Consider the following 17406-nt stretch of genomic DNA (forward strand, 5'->3'; position numbering starts at 1 on the left):
AATTTAAACCTTGATTAAGGGGTAAATTTCGGTCGATTAATACAAATACCCTCAAGATGATTAAAAAACTTAAAATTCTTCTTATTGAAGATGACATGATTGAAATAATGAAATTGAACAGAACAATTTCTACTCTAAAATTAGATCATACTATTATTGAAGCCAATAATGGAGAAGTTGCATTGCAAATATTAGAGAAAAAAGACAACTTACCTGATATAATTTTATTAGATTTAAACATGCCTAAAATTAATGGTATAGAGTTTTTGAAAATTTTAAAGAATGATGATGTATTAAAATATATTCCTACAATAATTTTGACAACATCTAATAATCAAAAAGATTTGTTAGAATGTTATAAAATTGGTGTAGCAGGATATGTGATTAAGCCTTTAAAATATGAGGATTACGTAATCAAAATTGAAAGATTATTAGCCTATTGGAGCATAAATGAATTAATAGTAGTATAACAATGAAGGGTATAGTTTTTACAGAGTTTTTAGAGTTAGTTGAAGATAAGTTTGGTCTAGAAATGGTAGACAATATCATAACAAGCTCTACGCTAGAGTCTGGTGGTATTTATACAGCTGTTGGGACGTATAGTTTTTCAGAAATGCTTCAGCTTTTAACACATTTAAGCGAAAACACAGGTATTTCAATAGATAACTTATTATTAGTTTATGCAGAGCACTTTTTTAGTGTAATAGAAAATAGTTATCCAGGATTATTAGCAACTTATAATGATCCAATCGAGATGATTTCGTCTATTGAAAACCATATTCATGTAGAGGTCAGAAAAATTTATCCTGACGCAGAATTACCAACGTTTGAAGTTGTAGAAAAAACTGAAAACTCTTTAGTATTGATATATACTTCAAGCAGAGCGATGCATCATTTTGGTTTAGGGTTAATGAATAAAACATTTGCACATTTTAACGCAACAGCAACTATAGATTTACAAAAAATAAAAGAAGACGGAACAGAAGTTAGATTTGTTATTAATAAAAATTAATGAGTCAAGATCAGTCAGAAATATTAAAGCGTGCTTTAACTAGAGAAAAAGCAGCTAGAAAAGCTGCAGAAAAAATTCTTGAAGAAAAATCAAGAGAACTTTACTTTACCTCTCAAAGATTAGAACAACTTCTAGACGAAAAATCCTCACAACTTCAAGGTGTTTTTGAGAATATAGCAGATGCTTATGTGGTCATGGACCTTCAAGGTAATGTTATAAAATTTAACGAAGCTGCAACAAAATTATTTGGTTATGATGTCTCTATAGATAAAGTAAATGTAACCAATCTCATATATAAAGAAGACTATCAATACGCTATGACTTCTTTTTATGAGTTATACACTAAAGGTTTTTTTAAAGGTTATGAAGCTAGAGTATACACCAAATCTAAAGAGGTAAAATGGGTGCATATAAACGCTAGTGTTATTTATGATAAAGATAAAAAACCAGTTGCTGCTCAAGGTATTGTTAGAGATATCACCAATCAAAAAATTTCTGAAGAAAAATTAATAGAATCTGAAAACAGATTAGCATCACTAGTTGTTAATTTGGATAGTGGTGTTATTTTGGAGGACGAAAACAGAAAAATTGTATTGACTAACAATAAATTTTGCGAACTATTTGGATTAAAAGCTTCGCCTAAAGATTTAATAGGTTTAGACTGTAAAGCAGCCTCAGAGCAAAATAAAATATTATTTAAAGATCCAGATGGGTTTTTAAAACAAATGAGAGCAATTGATGAGGCTAAAAAAGAGGTGCTTGGTGATGAATTAGAAATGGTTGATGGTAAAATTTTAGAACGCAATTATACACCAATTGTTTTGGGTCAAAAATCTAAAGGTTATTTGTGGACATTTAAGGATGTGACCTTAAATCGTACCTATAGAAAAAGCTTAGAAGCACAAAAGCAAAAATATTACAGCATAATTGCTAACATGAATTTAGGACTGGTTGAGGTTAACAATCAAGACGAAATCTTGATGGTAAATCAAAGTTTTGAACAATTATCAGGTTATACAGAAAAGGAATTAAAAGGTAAAAATGCAGGAGAAATATTTTCGGCTGAAACTGGTTCTGAAATAATAAAAGAAGAAAATAAGAAGCGTCAAAAAGGATTGTCCAATTCCTATGAGATTAAAGCTAAAAACAAATCTGGAGAAATAAGATATTGGTTAATTAGTGGTGCACCAAATTATAATCTAGAAGGAGAGGTTGTAGGGTCTATTGGTATCCATTTGGATATTACTGAAATAAAAAATCTTGAATTACAAAAAGAAAAACTACTAGCTAAGTTAGAAAAAAGTAATGACGAGCTTCAAGAATATGCTCATATAGTTTCACACGATTTAAAATCGCCTTTACGAAGCATATATGCACTAGTTAGTTGGTTAAAAGAAGACAACCAAGGAAAGTTAGATGATGTAAGTCTCCAAAATTTTGCGTTGATAGAATCTACTCTAGAAAAAATGGAGCAACTAATTACAGATGTTTTAAATTACTCTAGCGTTGGTGCAGATAATACAGCAAAATCTGAAGTCAATTTAAATACAATGGTTAGCGAGCTAATTAGTATGCTATACATTCCTGACCATATACACATTAAAAGCCTTAATACATTACCAAATATTAATGGTGATAAAACCAAGTTGCAACAGTTATTTCAAAACTTAATTAGTAATGCAGTAAAGTTTATAGATAAAACAGAAGGACATATTATCATAGATGTAGAGGATTTAAAAAGCCACTATAAGTTTTCAATTAAAGATAATGGTATAGGAATTGATAAAAAGTTTCATGATAAAATATTTAAAATATTCCATGCACTTAATAAAAGTAAGGACTCTACAGGAATTGGATTATCTATTGTTAAAAAAATAGTTAATTTACACGAAGGAGAAATCTGGTTAGACAGCCAACCAACAGTAGGAACCACTTTTTATTTCACTTTAAAAAAATAGTAATGAAAATAGCACAATTAGTAAAACATAAAAATAAAAATTGGGAATATGTAGTTGAAAAACAGAAACTAATTGAGCCTTTAGTATTGGTTTTTGGAAATAGATTTATGTTGGAAGAAAAAACAGTATACCAAGAGCTTAGACAGATTTTTCCTGATGGACATATTGTTTTTGCGTCTTCTTGTGCAGAAATTTCATCTAATACAGTTAATCAAAACAGTATTACAGTTACAGCCATTCAATTTGAAAAAAGTAAGTTTTTAATTAAAACTAGTAACGTCCTAAACAAAGATTTAGATAGTTATAAAACAGGAAACGAATTGATACAACAGTTTCCTGAAGAAGGTTTAAAATACACATTTGTAGTCTCAGAAGGTAGTTTTATTAACGGAAGCCAATTAACAAAAGGCATGAGTGCTGCTACAAATAATAACCTGTTAATAACAGGAGGATTATGTGGTGATGATGCTCGTTTTGAAAAAACATTAGCATCTTATAACGAAAATCCAAAAGAAGGAGAGCTAGTGGCTATAGGGTTTTATGGGGACACATTAGAAATTTCGTTTTCAATTCATGGTGGATGGACACCATTTGGCCCAGAACGTATTGTTACCAAATCTAGTGGTAATGTTTTGTATGAATTGGATGGTCAACCAGCCTTAGATTTATACAAAACTTATTTAGGAGACAAAGCTAGAGACCTTCCAGGAGCAGCATTATTATACCCTTTAAACGTAACGTCTGAAGACGAAGATCAATCCATCGTACGTTCAATTTTAAATATAAATGAAGCAGAAAATGCTGTAATTTTAGCAGGAGATATTAAAGAAAACTCTAAAGTACAGCTCATGATGACAAATGTAGATCACATAGCAAATGCGTCAGAGCGTGCAGCAAAACAAGCGTTAGAGCATAGACAAAATAAACCTGAATTAGCTATATTAGTAAGTTGTATAGGCAGAAAAATTGTTTTGGACCAACGTGTAGAAGAAGAAATTGAAGAAGTTATAGAAGTCATTGGTACAGACACAGTAGTTAGCGGATTTTATTCCTACGGAGAAATAGCACCATTTCATGGCGAAGTCGCATGCCAATTACATAATCAAACCATGACTATAACGCTAATTAGCGAGTAATGAATTCATTATTAAAAAGGCAAATACGCAAATATTTAAGTGAAGATTTAAAAAACAACGAGGCACTTTCAGAGTTTTTTAATGCTATAAGTAGCTCTTACAATAATTTTGACGAGCAATCACATATGATTCAAAGAGCAATGTCTATTAGTTCTGACGAGTTGTATGCTGCAAATCGTAAGCTACAAAACGAAGCACATGAGCAATCAAAACTAATAGAAAAGCTTAAAAGCGTTATAAACACACTTAAATTTTATAATTTAGAAGAAGACAAAAAAGCCGAAAATATAGAGCTTACAGGTTTAAAATTAGTAGACTTTATCGATAATCAAACCAAGGAGATTATCCAAATGAATAAACAAAAACAAGCATTATTAAATGAGTTGGCTTATCAAAATCAAGAACTTAGTGATTATGCACACATGGTATCTCATGATTTAAAATCGCCACTTCGTAGTATTGACGCTTTAACGTCATGGTTATCTGAAGACTATGCAGAGGTTTTTGATAGTAATGGAAAAAACACCTTAGATTTAATACGAGATAACGTTGAAAAAATGGATACGCTTATTAGTGGTATTTTAGAGTACTCTACGATAGGTAAAAATCAAATAGAAACCTACGATGTGGATGCTAATTTGCTAATAGATAATATTCTAAAAATTATTCATGTACCAACTAATATTAATATTACAAAAACCAATTTGCCTGTTCTAAAAGGTGATAAATATAGGTTGCAACAATTGTTTCAAAACCTTATTAGTAATGCCATTAAATACAATGATAAAGACCTAGGTACTATTAACATTGGAGCAGAAGATAAAACCGACTATTGGCAGTTTTATATAAAAGATAACGGTAAAGGTATAGATAAATCCTACTTTGATAAAATATTCAAAACCTTTATAAAATTAGAAAACAATCCAGATTCAACAGGAATTGGATTGTCTATAGTTAAAAAAATTGTCGAATTATATGGTGGTACAATCTGGCTAGAATCTCAAGTCAATGTTGGTACAACATTTTATTTCACTTTAAAAAAATCCCCAAATGGAACAACCTAACCAATCCTACATTAACAGCTTATCTGGAGGTGATGACGCCTTTAAACAAAAGCTAATCGATATTATTAAAAAAGAATATCCAGAAGAAAAACAAGTCTATTTTAATAATTTTAAAGCTAATAATTTTAAATTAGCAGCAGATAATGTGCATAAACTTAAACATAAAATTAGTATTTTAGGCCTAGAAAAAGGTTATGAAGTCGCAGTAGCTTACGAAAACAATTTGTTAAATGGTACTACAGATCTTAAAGATCAATTTGAAAGGATATTAAAAAACATAACCGATTATTTAGAAGACATTTAAATATAAATAAAAATATGAATTGTATTATCATTGATGATGAAGCTACAGCTAGGATGATTATCTCTCAATTGTGCTCAAATGTACCAAGTCTAAATGTTTTGGAAGAGTTTCCAAATGCAATGCAAGCCATAAAATATTTAAATCAAAACGAAATAGATTTAATTTTTCTTGATATACATATGCCAGATTTTACTGGTTTTGATTTTATCGATACCCTTAAAAATCCACCTAAAATAATACTAACAACATCAGACCCAAATTTTGCTATTCAAGCTTTTGAATATGACTGTATTGTTGATTATTTAGTTAAACCTATAACGTTAGATCGCTTTAAAAAAGCAATTGATAAGGCAGAAGCTAAAAAAATTACAACTCCTAAAGAGGTTTCAAAATCTGAAAAGGTGGAAACATCTTCTGGCAATGATTTGTATGTAAATATTGATAGACGCTTAATTAAAATTGACATACCAAGTATTTATCTTGTTGAGGCTAAAGGTGATTATATTCAAGTTAAAACAGAGGATAAGAACTATACAGTACATTCTACACTAAAAAAAATTGAAGATAAATTACCTGACAATTTATTTTTAAAAGTACACAGGTCATACATCATTAACATTAAAAAAATTATTGATATTGAGGATAATAGTGTGCTAATTAAAAAAGATGTAATTCCTGTAAGTCGATCTAATAGACCAGAATTAATGAAACGTCTTAATTTACTGTAATTGTAAAACATCATCCTTATTGTTTAATTTATCAATCCTATACCTTGTCAGGTAGTTAGGTGGTAATGCTGTTGTGTGTTTTTACGTCAATCCTCGATAAAAGGTAAAATTATTGGCTAATCTTTTATTTTTTACCATTCATCTACACATAAAATTGTACTAATCGAAAAACCCTAAACCTACCACGCTTTAAAATTAGTTTTGTCATCAAATAACTAAATAAAGATGAAAAAACTAACTATAATCCTAATCGTATTATTCAATATTTTATTAATGTCTTGTTCAGTAGACGAAGAGGTAAATTTACCTGAAAGCTATAATGCTACAATCGTGGATGTATCCTACTCACAATTAGATTATGAGATTATAGAGTTGATTAATAATTACAGAATTTCTCAAGGATTATCAAGTTTAGATATTTTAAATGAAGCGTCTAAAGAAGCTATAAATCACAATAATTATATGGTTAGCCAAGGCGCACCAAGTCATGATTATTTTTATTTGCGTTCTCAAAACTTAAAACAAACCGTTAATGCAAAGACGGTTTCAGAGAATGTTGCATTTGGTTTTAGTAATGCGCAAGCCTTAGTAAGTGCTTGGTTAAATAGTGAAGGACATAGAGAAAACATAGAAAATCCTGAGGCAACAAATATTGGTATATCTACAACACAAGATGCAGAAGGTAAAAACTATTTCACTAATATTTTTGTTAAGTTGTAATTTTAAACTTGTTTATCTACAGTTAATTACCATTGGTCTACACTTACAACGTGTCAATCGAAAAACATATTAAAAAGCACCTATTACAAGTAAATTTGTACTATAAATAAGAAATACACAAACCATGATAAAACAACTACACACATCAAAAAAGCAAATATTAGTAGTGTTAATTTTACTATTAAGTTTTTCTGTTAACGCACAGGACACTCCGTTTAATTGTGATTATAGTGCGTATTTATTTCAGTATAATGATGTTTATGCAATTGATTTAGCTTCTGGTAATGCTTATATAGCTGCTAAGGATATTACACCAGGAAATATCAACGCAGCAGCTTACAATCCAGCAGATGGATTTATTTGGGGTTATTTAAGCTCGCCTTCTAATACTATAGTTAGAATTGGTAATGATTTTCAAACAACAACGTTTACTATTCCAGAATTGACCTCAGGAAATAAATATGTTGGAGATATTAGTCCAAATGGTGTGTATTATTTTAAAGCTGGAGGTACTAGCTATTTTAAAGTAGATTTAGATCCAAACTCAGCAACATATACACAATACTTATCTACAGAAAATTTATCTCAAAACATCAGCATTCACGATTGGGCATTTAATGCAGTAGATGGAAATTTATACGCAGTAGAAAAAAGTACAAATATTTTATATCGTATTGATCCAACAACAAGTAATGTTCAAGCTTTAGGTGAAGTTCCAATTTTATCTGGATTAAATTATACATATGGTGCTGTTTATTTTGATGCAGATGGTCGTTTTTACGTGTCTGCAAATCAAACAGGTACTATATATGTAATTCAAAGTGTTCAAGACCTGACAGCGTCATCAACCATGGATTCTAATTTATTTGCATTTGGTCCTTCAAGCGCAAGTAATGATGGAGCGCGTTGCCCTACAGCTCCTGTAGCTCAAGAAATTTGTGATAATGGTATTGATGATGATGGTGACGGATTGATTGATTGTGAGGACCCTTCTTGTTCTGGTTTTGGAAGTTGTGACGTTATTGCACCTCCAACTACAGCTAACGATGGTGGTTTAGAAAGTAACGGAAGATTGTCTGAAGCTATTAATAAACGAAACTTTAATCGTGCTAAAACGAGTTATAAATTTAACCAAAAAACAGCAAAACGTGTCACTAAAGATACAAGTCGTAACAATTCTAATTACAGATCAGCTAGTAATAGTTTTCAATTACAAGATTTTGTACCATTAAATACAATTAACGAAGATTATGCAATAGACTCAACTCCATTAGATTTACTAAATATTACTAATGCTACAGAGGTGTACTCAGTAGATTATATGCAAAATGGTGCTTCAATAGCCTCAATATTAGCATTAAAAACAGAAAATGGTGTGTATGAGCATACAAAATATATTTGTGACAGATTATTAGGAGCCGAGTTAATTTCGGTATCAACCATAGATATTAACGATCAATCGTTTATTAAATCTATTATTAAAAATGCAGATGGTAGTTTTGAATATGTATTAAGTTTATCTGCAAAATTAGATAATGCTGATGCTAATTTTGTTATCGAGTCACATTGGAATTTAGACTTATATCAATCAGATATCACGTTTTATAATTTCCAAATTTGGTCAGATTCAATTGATGATTTATACAATTTAGCTCAAGAGGTATTAAACTTATTGGATACGGTAAAGCCAATCTCGGAATACCAACTATCAACACCTCCAACTGTATTTGTTAGAAAAGGAAAATATGCTAATGGTACTTTAGACCTTCAAATAATAAATACAAATGCAACTAACACTGTTGCTTTTGATTCTGGTTTTAGAACAACTGAAACTAGTGATTTTAACTACACTTCTAGTAGTCTTGATTTAAATGAAAACTATATCACAGAAATAACTGTACCAACTGGACATTTATTTGATATTGGATTTAGAATTGGAGATGGTATTAATACACCAGACGATTTATTTATGTCTGATGGTCCTTGGGGTTTTGATGACTCTCAGGCATCTACTAGCGTTAATAATTATAACGTAACAGAAAACACAATTGCGTTTAATAGTTTAGATTTTCCAATAGAACGTAATGTGACGCTTAATGCAACTACAAGTACCTATTTTGCAGCTTACAGAGCTTTGACTCCACGTTTTAAAGCTGTTGATTTAACAGATTTTAATAGTCTTAAATTAAAAGCTAAAGGAACAGGAAACTTAGAGATTACATTAGTGAAGCAAAGTATTTCTAATTGGGAAGAACAATACAAAACGACCATTGCTTTAACAGATAGTTTTCAAAACTATGTGCTTTCATTTGCTGATTTTACATCTAATTTACCTACAGATTTAAATGCAGATGATGTTGTGACTATTGTCTTTACAATGGTTAGCGAAGATGGAAGCATTGTGACAAAAGAAATGAATTTGCAAGATGTGCGTTTTTCTAGAGGAACAACATTGCTTGTTAATGATTTTGAAACTGAAACTTCTGCTAATAACATTGCTGCGTACCCAAATCCAATGTTGGATATGTCAAACATACACTTTACTTCAACAAAATCTGAATCAGTACAATTGGTGATTTACAATCTGTTAGGTAAAGTAGTTTATAATAAAACAATAAATACACAAGTTGGTAAAAATCAGATTGCTATAAGCAGACAAAATTTAAGCTCTGGATTATACCTCTGTAAATTATCAAGTGATAACACACATTACAATCCCTTAAAATTACTAGTAAAGTAATATTTTCATATAGTTTGTTGATTGATAGCTAGGAACCTAAGAATTAATAATAGCTTTATACAGTTGGTTCCTTATTTAGGGTGAAAGAGAAATCTTTTGCCCTTTTTTTATTTAAGAGTTTAATATTCGTTTTTTATTTTGAAAAAAATATATGACCCTATTAATCCTGCTCTTTGTCAAATACGGTAGCCACCATATTTATCAAATTTTTTCGTGTAATGGGTTTAATAATAAAGTCTGTAATGGCTTCATACTCTTTTGCTTTTTTAATATCTACAGGATCTATAGAGGAACTAACAATGTATAGTGTTACTTTTTTGGGATATTTCATTTTAATAAACTCATCTAAAAATTGCCATCCATCCATAATTGGCATATTAATATCTAATAATATTAAATCAGGAACATTTTTGCCAGTTTTAATAATTTCGGATAAGCCTTCAATTGCATCAGCTCCATTATTATAAATTATGAAATTTTGACATATATCTGTAGCTAATAAAATTTTTTTAGCAGCAAAAATAAAGATGTGATCGTCGTCAATTAGACAGGCAGATTCAATTTGTTTCATACATTAAATATATAGAAAATATGCTTCCTTTGTTTATTTTGCTTTTTACTTTAACTTTACCATGCATGGCTTCAATTTGGTTTTTTGTAATATATAAGCCTAATCCTTTAGCTTCTTTGTGGTTATGAAAAGTTTTGTATAACCCAAAAATTTTATCTTTATGAAGGTCTAGATTAATACCAAGACCATTATCTTCAATTTCTATTTTAACAAATTTATCAGACTGTTCTGCGCTTAAAGTTATTTCGGGTGTTATATGGTCTTGTTTGTATTTTAAAGCATTAGATATAAAATTAAATAATATGCTGTCCAAATAAGCAGGTATTGCTAAAACATAAATATCTTGTTCTATGTTTATATTAATGATGGCTTTAGTTTCCTTAATTTCGGCACTAAAATTTGAGATGGCTTTATTTGTAAAATCTAAAAGATTACAACGCTGTAAATCTTGTTCTTTATTGTCGTTTATAGTAGACACTTGGTTAAGATTGTCAATGGTTTCGCTTAATTGATGGACAGCTTCTAATATTAACGGAACATATTCGTTATTAGTTGCTTCTGGTATTTCTGAGTGCATTAAATCTAATAACATTTGTATGTTTCCAGAATGTGACCTTAGGTTGTGTGATACAATATGAGCAAAATTTAATAATCTTTCATTTTGCTGTTTTGTGGTTTTTAAAAGCGTTTCTACCTTTTTATTAGCTATTGTACGTTTAGTTATATCAATTATATGAGATATAAAATGAACAGGTTTGAAATTTTCATCTCTTAAAATAGAGACTGATAATAGACAATGTATGATAGATTTGTCTTTTCTGATGTATCGTTTTTCACACTGAAATTTATTGCTTTTACCAGCAATTAAATCTTTTATATTTTGAGGTATTACATCGACATCTTCTGGATGAGATAAAGTATTTATCGGGAAGCCACTAAGTTCCTCTTTTGTGTAGCCTAAATAGTCGCTAAAGCTTTTGTTTGAAGTAAGTATTTGACCATCCAAACTAACTAATGCCATAGCGTTAGGAGCATTGTCAAACGTTGTACGTATTAATTCTTCTTTTAATTTAAGTTCAAATAGAGTTTTGTTTTTTTCGGTAATATCTTGGATGACACCTATAACTTTTTGAGTTGCATCATTCTTTATTACAGGATAAGCTACAATACGCACCCATTTAATATTGTTTTTTGCTGTTTTTAGTTGTACCTCATTATCATAAGGTTCTTGTTTATTAACAGCACGATTAAATAGGATGCTTATTAACTCTCTATCATAACCTTCTAAAAAAAAATTGATGCCTTCTTCTAAACTAGGATTGTAGTCTTGCTCAACTTCATGAATGGTTTTGGTCATTGCACTCCATGTCACTTCATTGTTTTGGAGGTTTACTTCCCAGGACCCAATTGCAATATCTCTTTGTATTGAGTCCATGTATGTGTAACTAACATTGTCTTTTGTTACGTGTTTTTGAAATAACTGTTTGTAAAGCTCTTTCATATAAGTAATTGGTTGTTCAAAACTAATAAGTTAGGGCTTATTAAGTGTAAGTTGTTGATTTTTAGAATCTAAATGTATTTTAAAGTAAATATAATAATTAGCATCTACAAAAGGAAAATTTATCAGTTAAAATAACAGATTGTAAATTAAGCATCACATTTTGTGTGGAAATTACATCTTAATGTTTTAGTTTTTGGTTTTTATTAATACCTGTTTATTAGTTGTTTGTGTTTTTTTGGTGTCTATTAACTGTTCTTATTTAAAAGGAATATAAATTAATAAAATCGTTCAATATTTAATGTTGGCGCTTTTTTTAATAAAATTTAATCTTTAGCAGTAAATACTTTTTAGGGGTTTTAATAATTATTACCTTTAATACCCAAAGTAACACAAAAATGAGTAATCAAATAACTTTAAAAGATGCGATATCTATTGGTATTGGAGGAATGGTTGGTGGCGGAATTTTTGCGGTTCTAGGATTAGCGGTGTCATTAGCCAAAGGAGGGACACCTGTTGCCTTTTTATTTGCTGGTATTATTGCTTTATTAACTGCATATTCTTACGCTAAATTATCTAAAAAATTTCCTGAAAATGGTGGTACAGTTAGATTTGTACATCAACAATATGGTAATGGAATTTTTGCAGGTGGTATAAACAATTTACTTTGGGTAAGTTATATTGTGATGTTGGCATTATATGCTTCGGCATTTGGTTCTTATGCAGGCGAGTTGTTTAAAATTACAGGAGAAAAAGCTATAGATGTTCGTATTTATCAAACATCAATAATTATTATTGCTTTAGCTATTAATTATTTAAGTGTAAGTTTAGTTGGTCGTATAGAGTCTGTTGCGGTTGTAATTAAATTGTTAATATTAGTTGCTTTTATTGGGATAGGACTTTATGGCTTATCTATGCATCCCGAAAATTTACATCAATTACAACCAAGTAATTGGGAAAACCCTTTTTTATTACTTTCCGGAGGAATGGTTATTTTTGTAGCTTACGAAGGTTTTGAGCTAATTGCCAACTCTATTTCGGATTTGAAAAACCGAGAAAAAAATACTGAAAAAGCCTATTTTGGAGCTGTAGGTTTTGTTGTTGTATTATATATTTTAATTGCAATTGTAACTGTTGGCTCTTTACCTTTTGATAAAATAGCAAGTGCTAAAGATTATGTTTTAGCTGAAGCTGCTGCACCAACCTTAGGTCAAGTTGGATTTACTATTATTACAGTTACTGCATTGATTTCTACTTTTTCCGCCATTAACGCTACTATTTTAGGAAGTGGAAGAGTAAACTATGACATTGCAGAGGATCAAGAATTACCACGTTATTTTTGTCATGTTTTTTGGGGTAAACCTATTGGTTATTTAGTAACAGCAATCTTATCTATAATTTTGGTTAATTTGTTTAATCTAGAAAGTATTTCTACAGCAGGAAGTGCTGGCTTTTTATTAATTTTTTGCTTAGTTAATTATATAGGCTTTAAAAAGCATACAATATTACAATCTAATAAAACTATCCATTTATTAGCAAGTATTTTGTGTTTATTGGCTTTTTGTACACTTATAGTCCAACAATTTCAAACTAATGTCACAGGTGTTGTTGTTGCTTTAGGTCTTATTTTATTGTGTTTTATAATGGAGTGGCTTTATAAAAGCTTAAGCTTTAAAAAGTAGTTGATTACTCCCTAAAAACAGGCTTCTCAAATAATAACCATTTAAAACGTAATCCAATTTCGTTAAACGTAAAACCTGCTGCAGTTGCAGACGCAATATTGCTTCGTGTACCAAAAAGGTTAGCCATACAACGCTCTGAAAATTTATAACCTAATTTAGCCTGTATTCTGTATGTGCTTTGCTGTTCGTCATCTTCAATGTATTGTAAACCTGTTGCAGCTGTAAGCTCGTAGTACCATTCTTTAGGTTTAGCTATGTTTTCATCCTTAATCAGGTTTGCAAAAACCTCTACTGCATTAAAGGTTTCTGGTGAGAAATATATTGTAGGTACTTGGTTTTTAAACGTAATGTATTGGTAGTTTAAACCTGCTTTAAGTGATGGTTTTGGTAAGATGTTATAGTATAAAGAAGTAAACAATAAATTTCGGGCATTACTATCACTTTGGCTTGTGTAAAAGTATTGTGTAAACCAACCTAAGTTAAAATTAGTGTTTAAGCTGTAGTTAGCATAAAAGTTATTTTGTACAATCTCGCGATCTAATAACTCTGCATTAAAGCTTTGTAATTCACGCTTATAACCAATAGTTAAATCTTGTAGTTTAAATGGTTTTATATTAAAAGAGACATCTGTAAGTAATTGTGTGTAGTCATTTGTAGTTGCTTTGGCAGAGGTTAATCCTGCAGTACCTTTAAAGGTTACGTTTGGTAATAATTGGTAAGATAATCCTGCACTAAAATCGTGAGAGGTTGCTTCGTTATTTGTTACAGCATTGCTTGTGCTTCGGTAATTATAGCTTCCTAAGATTTTAAATTTTGTAGACAATGGAAACTCTAGATTGTTGTTAAGTGCAAATGCTTCATTATCTCCATTATCAAATGTGTACGATGCTTTACCTTCGTAAAAAGGGGTAAACGTTGTGTTAAGGTTTTTTATAAAGTTAGTGGCATCTTTTTGGTTGTCGTAAAACTTCAACGTGTTTTCGGCAGAGGTATAAGCTGCTTCATATTTACCTAACGCTTTTAAAGCATTTGCGTTTCCTAAGTTACCATCAAACGATGTGCTGTCGTTTACCAAAATCTGGTCGTAATCTTTAACACTCTTTTTAAAATCGCTTTTGTAAATGTTAAGTGTTGCACGTAAAGCTAATACCCAATTGTCGTTAGGTTTAGTCTCTATTAATTTCGCGATAAGCGTGTTTGCAGTTTTATATTTTTTATTCCAAATTAAAGCTTGTGCATAACGCTCTGTGGTTTGTTGTGTAAGTGTTGCATCTGTTGTATCTTCTAAACTATCGTATGCTTGTTGACTTAATTGTAGTGCGTCTTTCTCTTTTCCGTTTAAGTGAGAAACTAACGCTAAACCATTTAATGCTGTGATTTTGTTTTCAGGGTTTTTAGCTAAAATATCATAAGTGGCTTTAGCTTCATCTAACTTATTTGCAATTAAATATAAGTTTGCTAAGTTTAATAAGGTGTCTTTGTCGTTGTCAAAAAGCGTTAGGTTTTGTTTTAATAGGGATTCGGCTTCGTCATACTGTTGCGCTTGTTGCTTTTGGTAAGCATAGCCTAGATACATGTATTTTTTAGAGGTTAATGCGTTTGGGTTGCCTGGTAAAACCTCTAATGCTTTGTTTACATAAGTTAGTGCAGCTTCATATTCTTTTAAATTAGATAGTGTGTTTGCATAACTTAATAAAGCAGGAAAACTTTTAGGATCTTCGTCAATTAAACCTTTAAAATAGGTTTTGGCTTTAGTGAAGTTGCTATTCCATAATAAAGACTCACCATAATTTAGTTTCACCTCAAAATCTGTTGGGTAATCTGCTAATAGATTTGTAAACAGTGTGTTGGCTTGCTCTGGTTTTCCGTTTAATCCAATTGCACGACCATAACATAGTCTAGCAGTTTTATTGTCTGGATGGTCTTTTAGTATGTTTTGAAAAAACGTTTCCGCTTTAGCGTACTTACCAGTTTCTAAATAGGTAAAGCCTTCTTGCATGTCTTGAGCATAGCTAAAAACAGCAGTCAATAATAGGGTAAGTAGGGTTATAAATTTGAGTTTCATGTTTAGGTTTTAATTCACTTGCAAGTTAGTCAATCATTTTCATTCATTCATCTACACCAATGCTCCACTCGTCGAAATTCAACAGTCCTTCAGAGGTTTGCGTTGCATCTTTGTATCAGAAAATCAGATAATAACAATTTAAATATAACAATTATGGCACTAACAATTACACAACAGGACAACACAATTATTTTAAATGGAAGCTTAAATACTGCTACTATTAATAATTTTAAAATACATTTTGGTTGTATAGTAAATACATTGAAAAGTGTAACATTAAATATTGATAAGGTTACAGATATTGATGAATGTGCTTTGCAAACTTTAAAAACAATGTATGTAAACGGAGTTGTAAATCAACAGATGTTTTTTGTTGAGGGTAAAAGGAGTGAAGAGATTTACGAAGCATTTGTATATCCACAAGTAGCCTAAACTGTACTAACCAATACACCATAATAAGATGCAAGCTTTATCTATATTAAAATCCAAAAAAATATCTCCAGAGCAATTATTTATGCTTAGCGTATTAGCAGTAAATGGAGGAAACTATTTGTATAATCTTATTTTAGGTCGTGTGTTAGGTCCAGCACAATTTGCAGATGCAGCTGTATTAATTACCTTTTTATTAGTGCTGTCTTTTGTAGCGATGACGTTTCAATTAGTCACTGCAAAATTCTCGGTGGTTTTTGAAAACGATACGTTTAAAAATTTTATCTCAAAAATTTACAAAAACGCAACCATTGTAGGATTAGGTTTAGGTGCTTTAATTATCGTGTTTGCAAATCAATTACAAGCTCTTTTTAATACATCATCCTCTAGCATGTTTATCATTTTTGGAATAGGTGTACCTCTTTATTTTTTAATGAGTGTTAACAGAGGTGTGTTTCAAGGTAAAAAAGAATTTAAATCTTTATCAATTACCTATCAAGCCGAAATGTTAAGCCGATTGATTATTACGTTAGCTTTAATCTTTTTATTTGATATCCAATCATCGGTTGTGATTGCTGTTGGGATTTTAATTTCTTTTGGATTTGGATTAGTGCCTTTCAAATTTAAAAACTTAAACTTTAAAAAAACAATTGCTATTGAAGCTAGCCAAGCTAAACAGGTTAAAAGCTTTTTTGTAATCACAGCGTTTTACGAGCTGACACAGATTATAATTAACAATAGTGACATCTTATTAGTAAAACATTACTTTGACGCTTACGACGCAGGATTGTACGCATCATTAGCCTTAATAGGTCGTATAGTATATTTTGTAGCTTGGATGTTTGTTATGTTATTATTACCAACAGTAGTACAACTTAAAAAAGAAGGACAAGCAACAGCACCAATTTTATTTAAATACGTTGGTTACATCGCAGCAATTGCAACTGCAATAGTTATTGGTTGTGCTTTGTTTCCAGAAACTGCAATTACTATATTATTTGGAGATAGTTATCTAACAATGGCGCCTTTATTATGGAAGTATGCTTTAGCAACAGGTTTGTTTGCCATATCAAACATCTTTGCATACTACTATTTATCATTAGATAGATATATTCCTGTAGTAATATCTGGAGTCTTCGGAATGTTGCAAATGGGATTAGTTATCTTTTTTCATGATAGTTTAGAGCAAGTTGTACATATGCAAATAATTGCAATGGTATTGTTGTTGGTTATCCAAGTGATCTTCTTTGTATTTGAGTCTAAAATGAGAAAATAAAAAGTAAATTATTTTATTAGTCTATTATAAATGAAGAAGCTGTGGTTTTAAACCATGGCTTTTTCTGTATGAAGCATTTTGCTGTAGGTATGTGCAAGTGTTTATATTAGTACTAAATGGTAGCAGTCTATAAACAGTGTGTGTCTTTTGTTTTTTTCTTTTGAAAGTCAACATGTTAAATGGTAAAACGACACCTTTTTACCATTCGTCTACAGTAACCTGC

The 17406-nt window shown here is 30.4% G+C and carries 15 protein-coding genes; 12 read left to right on the forward strand and 3 right to left on the reverse strand.

Going from position 1 to position 17406, the window contains the following annotated elements:
* The first annotated feature begins 56 nt into the window (after positions 1-56).
* The 9 genes from M890_RS0109360 to M890_RS0109400 all read left to right on the forward strand — a co-directional run bounded on the left by M890_RS0109360 (position 57) and on the right by M890_RS0109400 (position 9662).
* Positions 57-470, forward strand: coding sequence for a response regulator (locus tag M890_RS0109360; protein WP_028283287.1), 414 nt, complete (start codon positions 57-59; stop codon positions 468-470).
* 2 nt (positions 471-472) lie between these two features.
* Positions 473-1012: a heme NO-binding domain-containing protein gene (locus M890_RS0109365; protein ID WP_028283288.1), complete on the forward strand. Its 540-nt coding sequence runs from the start codon at positions 473-475 to the stop codon at positions 1010-1012.
* Entirely contained in the window at positions 1012-2970 is a 1959-nt protein-coding gene (locus M890_RS0109370; RefSeq protein WP_028283289.1) for a PAS domain S-box protein, read from the forward strand. Before M890_RS0109365 ends, M890_RS0109370 begins: the two co-directional genes overlap by 1 nt.
* A gap of 2 nt (positions 2971-2972) precedes the next feature.
* Positions 2973-4106 carry an FIST signal transduction protein gene (locus M890_RS0109375; RefSeq protein WP_028283290.1) on the forward strand — a complete coding sequence of 378 codons (1134 nt, stop codon included), beginning with the start codon at positions 2973-2975 and terminating at the stop codon, positions 4104-4106.
* Positions 4106-5170, forward strand: coding sequence for a sensor histidine kinase (locus M890_RS0109380; RefSeq protein ID WP_028283291.1), 1065 nt, complete (start codon positions 4106-4108; stop codon positions 5168-5170). The genes M890_RS0109375 and M890_RS0109380 overlap by 1 nt, the downstream gene beginning before the upstream one ends.
* Positions 5157-5474, forward strand: coding sequence for an Hpt domain-containing protein (locus M890_RS0109385; RefSeq protein WP_028283292.1), 318 nt, complete (start codon positions 5157-5159; stop codon positions 5472-5474). The genes M890_RS0109380 and M890_RS0109385 overlap by 14 nt, the downstream gene beginning before the upstream one ends.
* Before the next feature lie 14 nt (positions 5475-5488).
* Complete coding sequence (locus M890_RS0109390; protein ID WP_028283293.1) at positions 5489-6202, forward strand: LytR/AlgR family response regulator transcription factor; 714 nt, start codon at positions 5489-5491, stop codon at positions 6200-6202.
* 225 nt (positions 6203-6427) lie between these two features.
* Positions 6428-6922: a CAP domain-containing protein gene (locus M890_RS0109395; protein ID WP_036597381.1), complete on the forward strand. Its 495-nt coding sequence runs from the start codon at positions 6428-6430 to the stop codon at positions 6920-6922.
* Positions 6923-7046: 124 nt separating this feature from the next.
* Positions 7047-9662 carry a T9SS type A sorting domain-containing protein gene (locus M890_RS0109400; RefSeq protein ID WP_028283295.1) on the forward strand — a complete coding sequence of 872 codons (2616 nt, stop codon included), beginning with the start codon at positions 7047-7049 and terminating at the stop codon, positions 9660-9662.
* A gap of 160 nt (positions 9663-9822) precedes the next feature.
* Here the strand turns inward: M890_RS0109400 and M890_RS0109405 are convergent, their stop codons facing one another.
* Complete coding sequence (locus M890_RS0109405; protein WP_028283296.1) at positions 9823-10233, reverse strand: response regulator; 411 nt, start codon at positions 10231-10233, stop codon at positions 9823-9825.
* Positions 10220-11734 (reverse strand): sensor histidine kinase, encoded by a 1515-nt coding sequence (locus M890_RS0109410; RefSeq protein WP_028283297.1) that lies wholly within the window; start codon positions 11732-11734, stop codon positions 10220-10222. The genes M890_RS0109405 and M890_RS0109410 overlap by 14 nt, the downstream gene beginning before the upstream one ends.
* Before the next feature lie 395 nt (positions 11735-12129).
* Here M890_RS0109410 and M890_RS0109415 point away from each other — a divergent pair, with 395 nt between their 5' ends.
* Positions 12130-13413 (forward strand): APC family permease, encoded by a 1284-nt coding sequence (locus M890_RS0109415; RefSeq protein ID WP_028283298.1) that lies wholly within the window; start codon positions 12130-12132, stop codon positions 13411-13413.
* A 4-nt stretch (positions 13414-13417) separates the two neighbouring features.
* Here M890_RS0109415 and M890_RS0109420 read toward each other — a convergent pair whose 3' ends face one another.
* Complete coding sequence (locus M890_RS0109420; protein ID WP_028283299.1) at positions 13418-15478, reverse strand: tetratricopeptide repeat protein; 2061 nt, start codon at positions 15476-15478, stop codon at positions 13418-13420.
* 153 nt (positions 15479-15631) lie between these two features.
* On the opposite strand from M890_RS0109420, the gene M890_RS0109425 reads away from it, so the two are divergent.
* Together M890_RS0109425 and M890_RS0109430 are read left to right on the forward strand one after the other, a co-directional pair.
* Positions 15632-15910 carry a hypothetical protein gene (locus M890_RS0109425; protein WP_028283300.1) on the forward strand — a complete coding sequence of 93 codons (279 nt, stop codon included), beginning with the start codon at positions 15632-15634 and terminating at the stop codon, positions 15908-15910.
* A 28-nt stretch (positions 15911-15938) separates the two neighbouring features.
* Positions 15939-17183: an oligosaccharide flippase family protein gene (locus M890_RS0109430; RefSeq protein WP_028283301.1), complete on the forward strand. Its 1245-nt coding sequence runs from the start codon at positions 15939-15941 to the stop codon at positions 17181-17183.
* The last annotated feature ends 223 nt before the right edge of the window (positions 17184-17406 follow it).

Source organism: Olleya marilimosa CAM030, from assembly GCF_000518485.1.
GTDB lineage: Bacteria > Bacteroidota > Bacteroidia > Flavobacteriales > Flavobacteriaceae > Olleya > Olleya marilimosa.

Excerpts from the sequence above, each read along its gene's own strand:
- M890_RS0109415 (WP_028283298.1), top strand. The coding sequence starts at position 12,130 with ATGAGTAATCAAATAACTTTAAAAGATGCGATATCTATTGGTATTGGA.
- M890_RS0109385 (WP_028283292.1), top strand. The coding sequence starts at position 5,157 with ATGGAACAACCTAACCAATCCTACATTAACAGCTTATCTGGAGGTGAT.
- M890_RS0109425 (WP_028283300.1), top strand. The coding sequence starts at position 15,632 with ATGGCACTAACAATTACACAACAGGACAACACAATTATTTTAAATGGA.
- M890_RS0109360 (WP_028283287.1), top strand. The coding sequence starts at position 57 with ATGATTAAAAAACTTAAAATTCTTCTTATTGAAGATGACATGATTGAA.
- M890_RS0109430 (WP_028283301.1), top strand. The coding sequence starts at position 15,939 with ATGCAAGCTTTATCTATATTAAAATCCAAAAAAATATCTCCAGAGCAA.
- M890_RS0109410 (WP_028283297.1), bottom strand. The coding sequence starts at position 11,734 with ATGAAAGAGCTTTACAAACAGTTATTTCAAAAACACGTAACAAAAGAC.
- M890_RS0109365 (WP_028283288.1), top strand. The coding sequence starts at position 473 with ATGAAGGGTATAGTTTTTACAGAGTTTTTAGAGTTAGTTGAAGATAAG.
- M890_RS0109375 (WP_028283290.1), top strand. The coding sequence starts at position 2,973 with ATGAAAATAGCACAATTAGTAAAACATAAAAATAAAAATTGGGAATAT.
- M890_RS0109400 (WP_028283295.1), top strand. The coding sequence starts at position 7,047 with ATGATAAAACAACTACACACATCAAAAAAGCAAATATTAGTAGTGTTA.
- M890_RS0109395 (WP_036597381.1), top strand. The coding sequence starts at position 6,428 with ATGAAAAAACTAACTATAATCCTAATCGTATTATTCAATATTTTATTA.
- M890_RS0109390 (WP_028283293.1), top strand. The coding sequence starts at position 5,489 with ATGAATTGTATTATCATTGATGATGAAGCTACAGCTAGGATGATTATC.
- M890_RS0109380 (WP_028283291.1), top strand. The coding sequence starts at position 4,106 with ATGAATTCATTATTAAAAAGGCAAATACGCAAATATTTAAGTGAAGAT.
- M890_RS0109370 (WP_028283289.1), top strand. The coding sequence starts at position 1,012 with ATGAGTCAAGATCAGTCAGAAATATTAAAGCGTGCTTTAACTAGAGAA.
- M890_RS0109405 (WP_028283296.1), bottom strand. The coding sequence starts at position 10,233 with ATGAAACAAATTGAATCTGCCTGTCTAATTGACGACGATCACATCTTT.
- M890_RS0109420 (WP_028283299.1), bottom strand. The coding sequence starts at position 15,478 with ATGAAACTCAAATTTATAACCCTACTTACCCTATTATTGACTGCTGTT.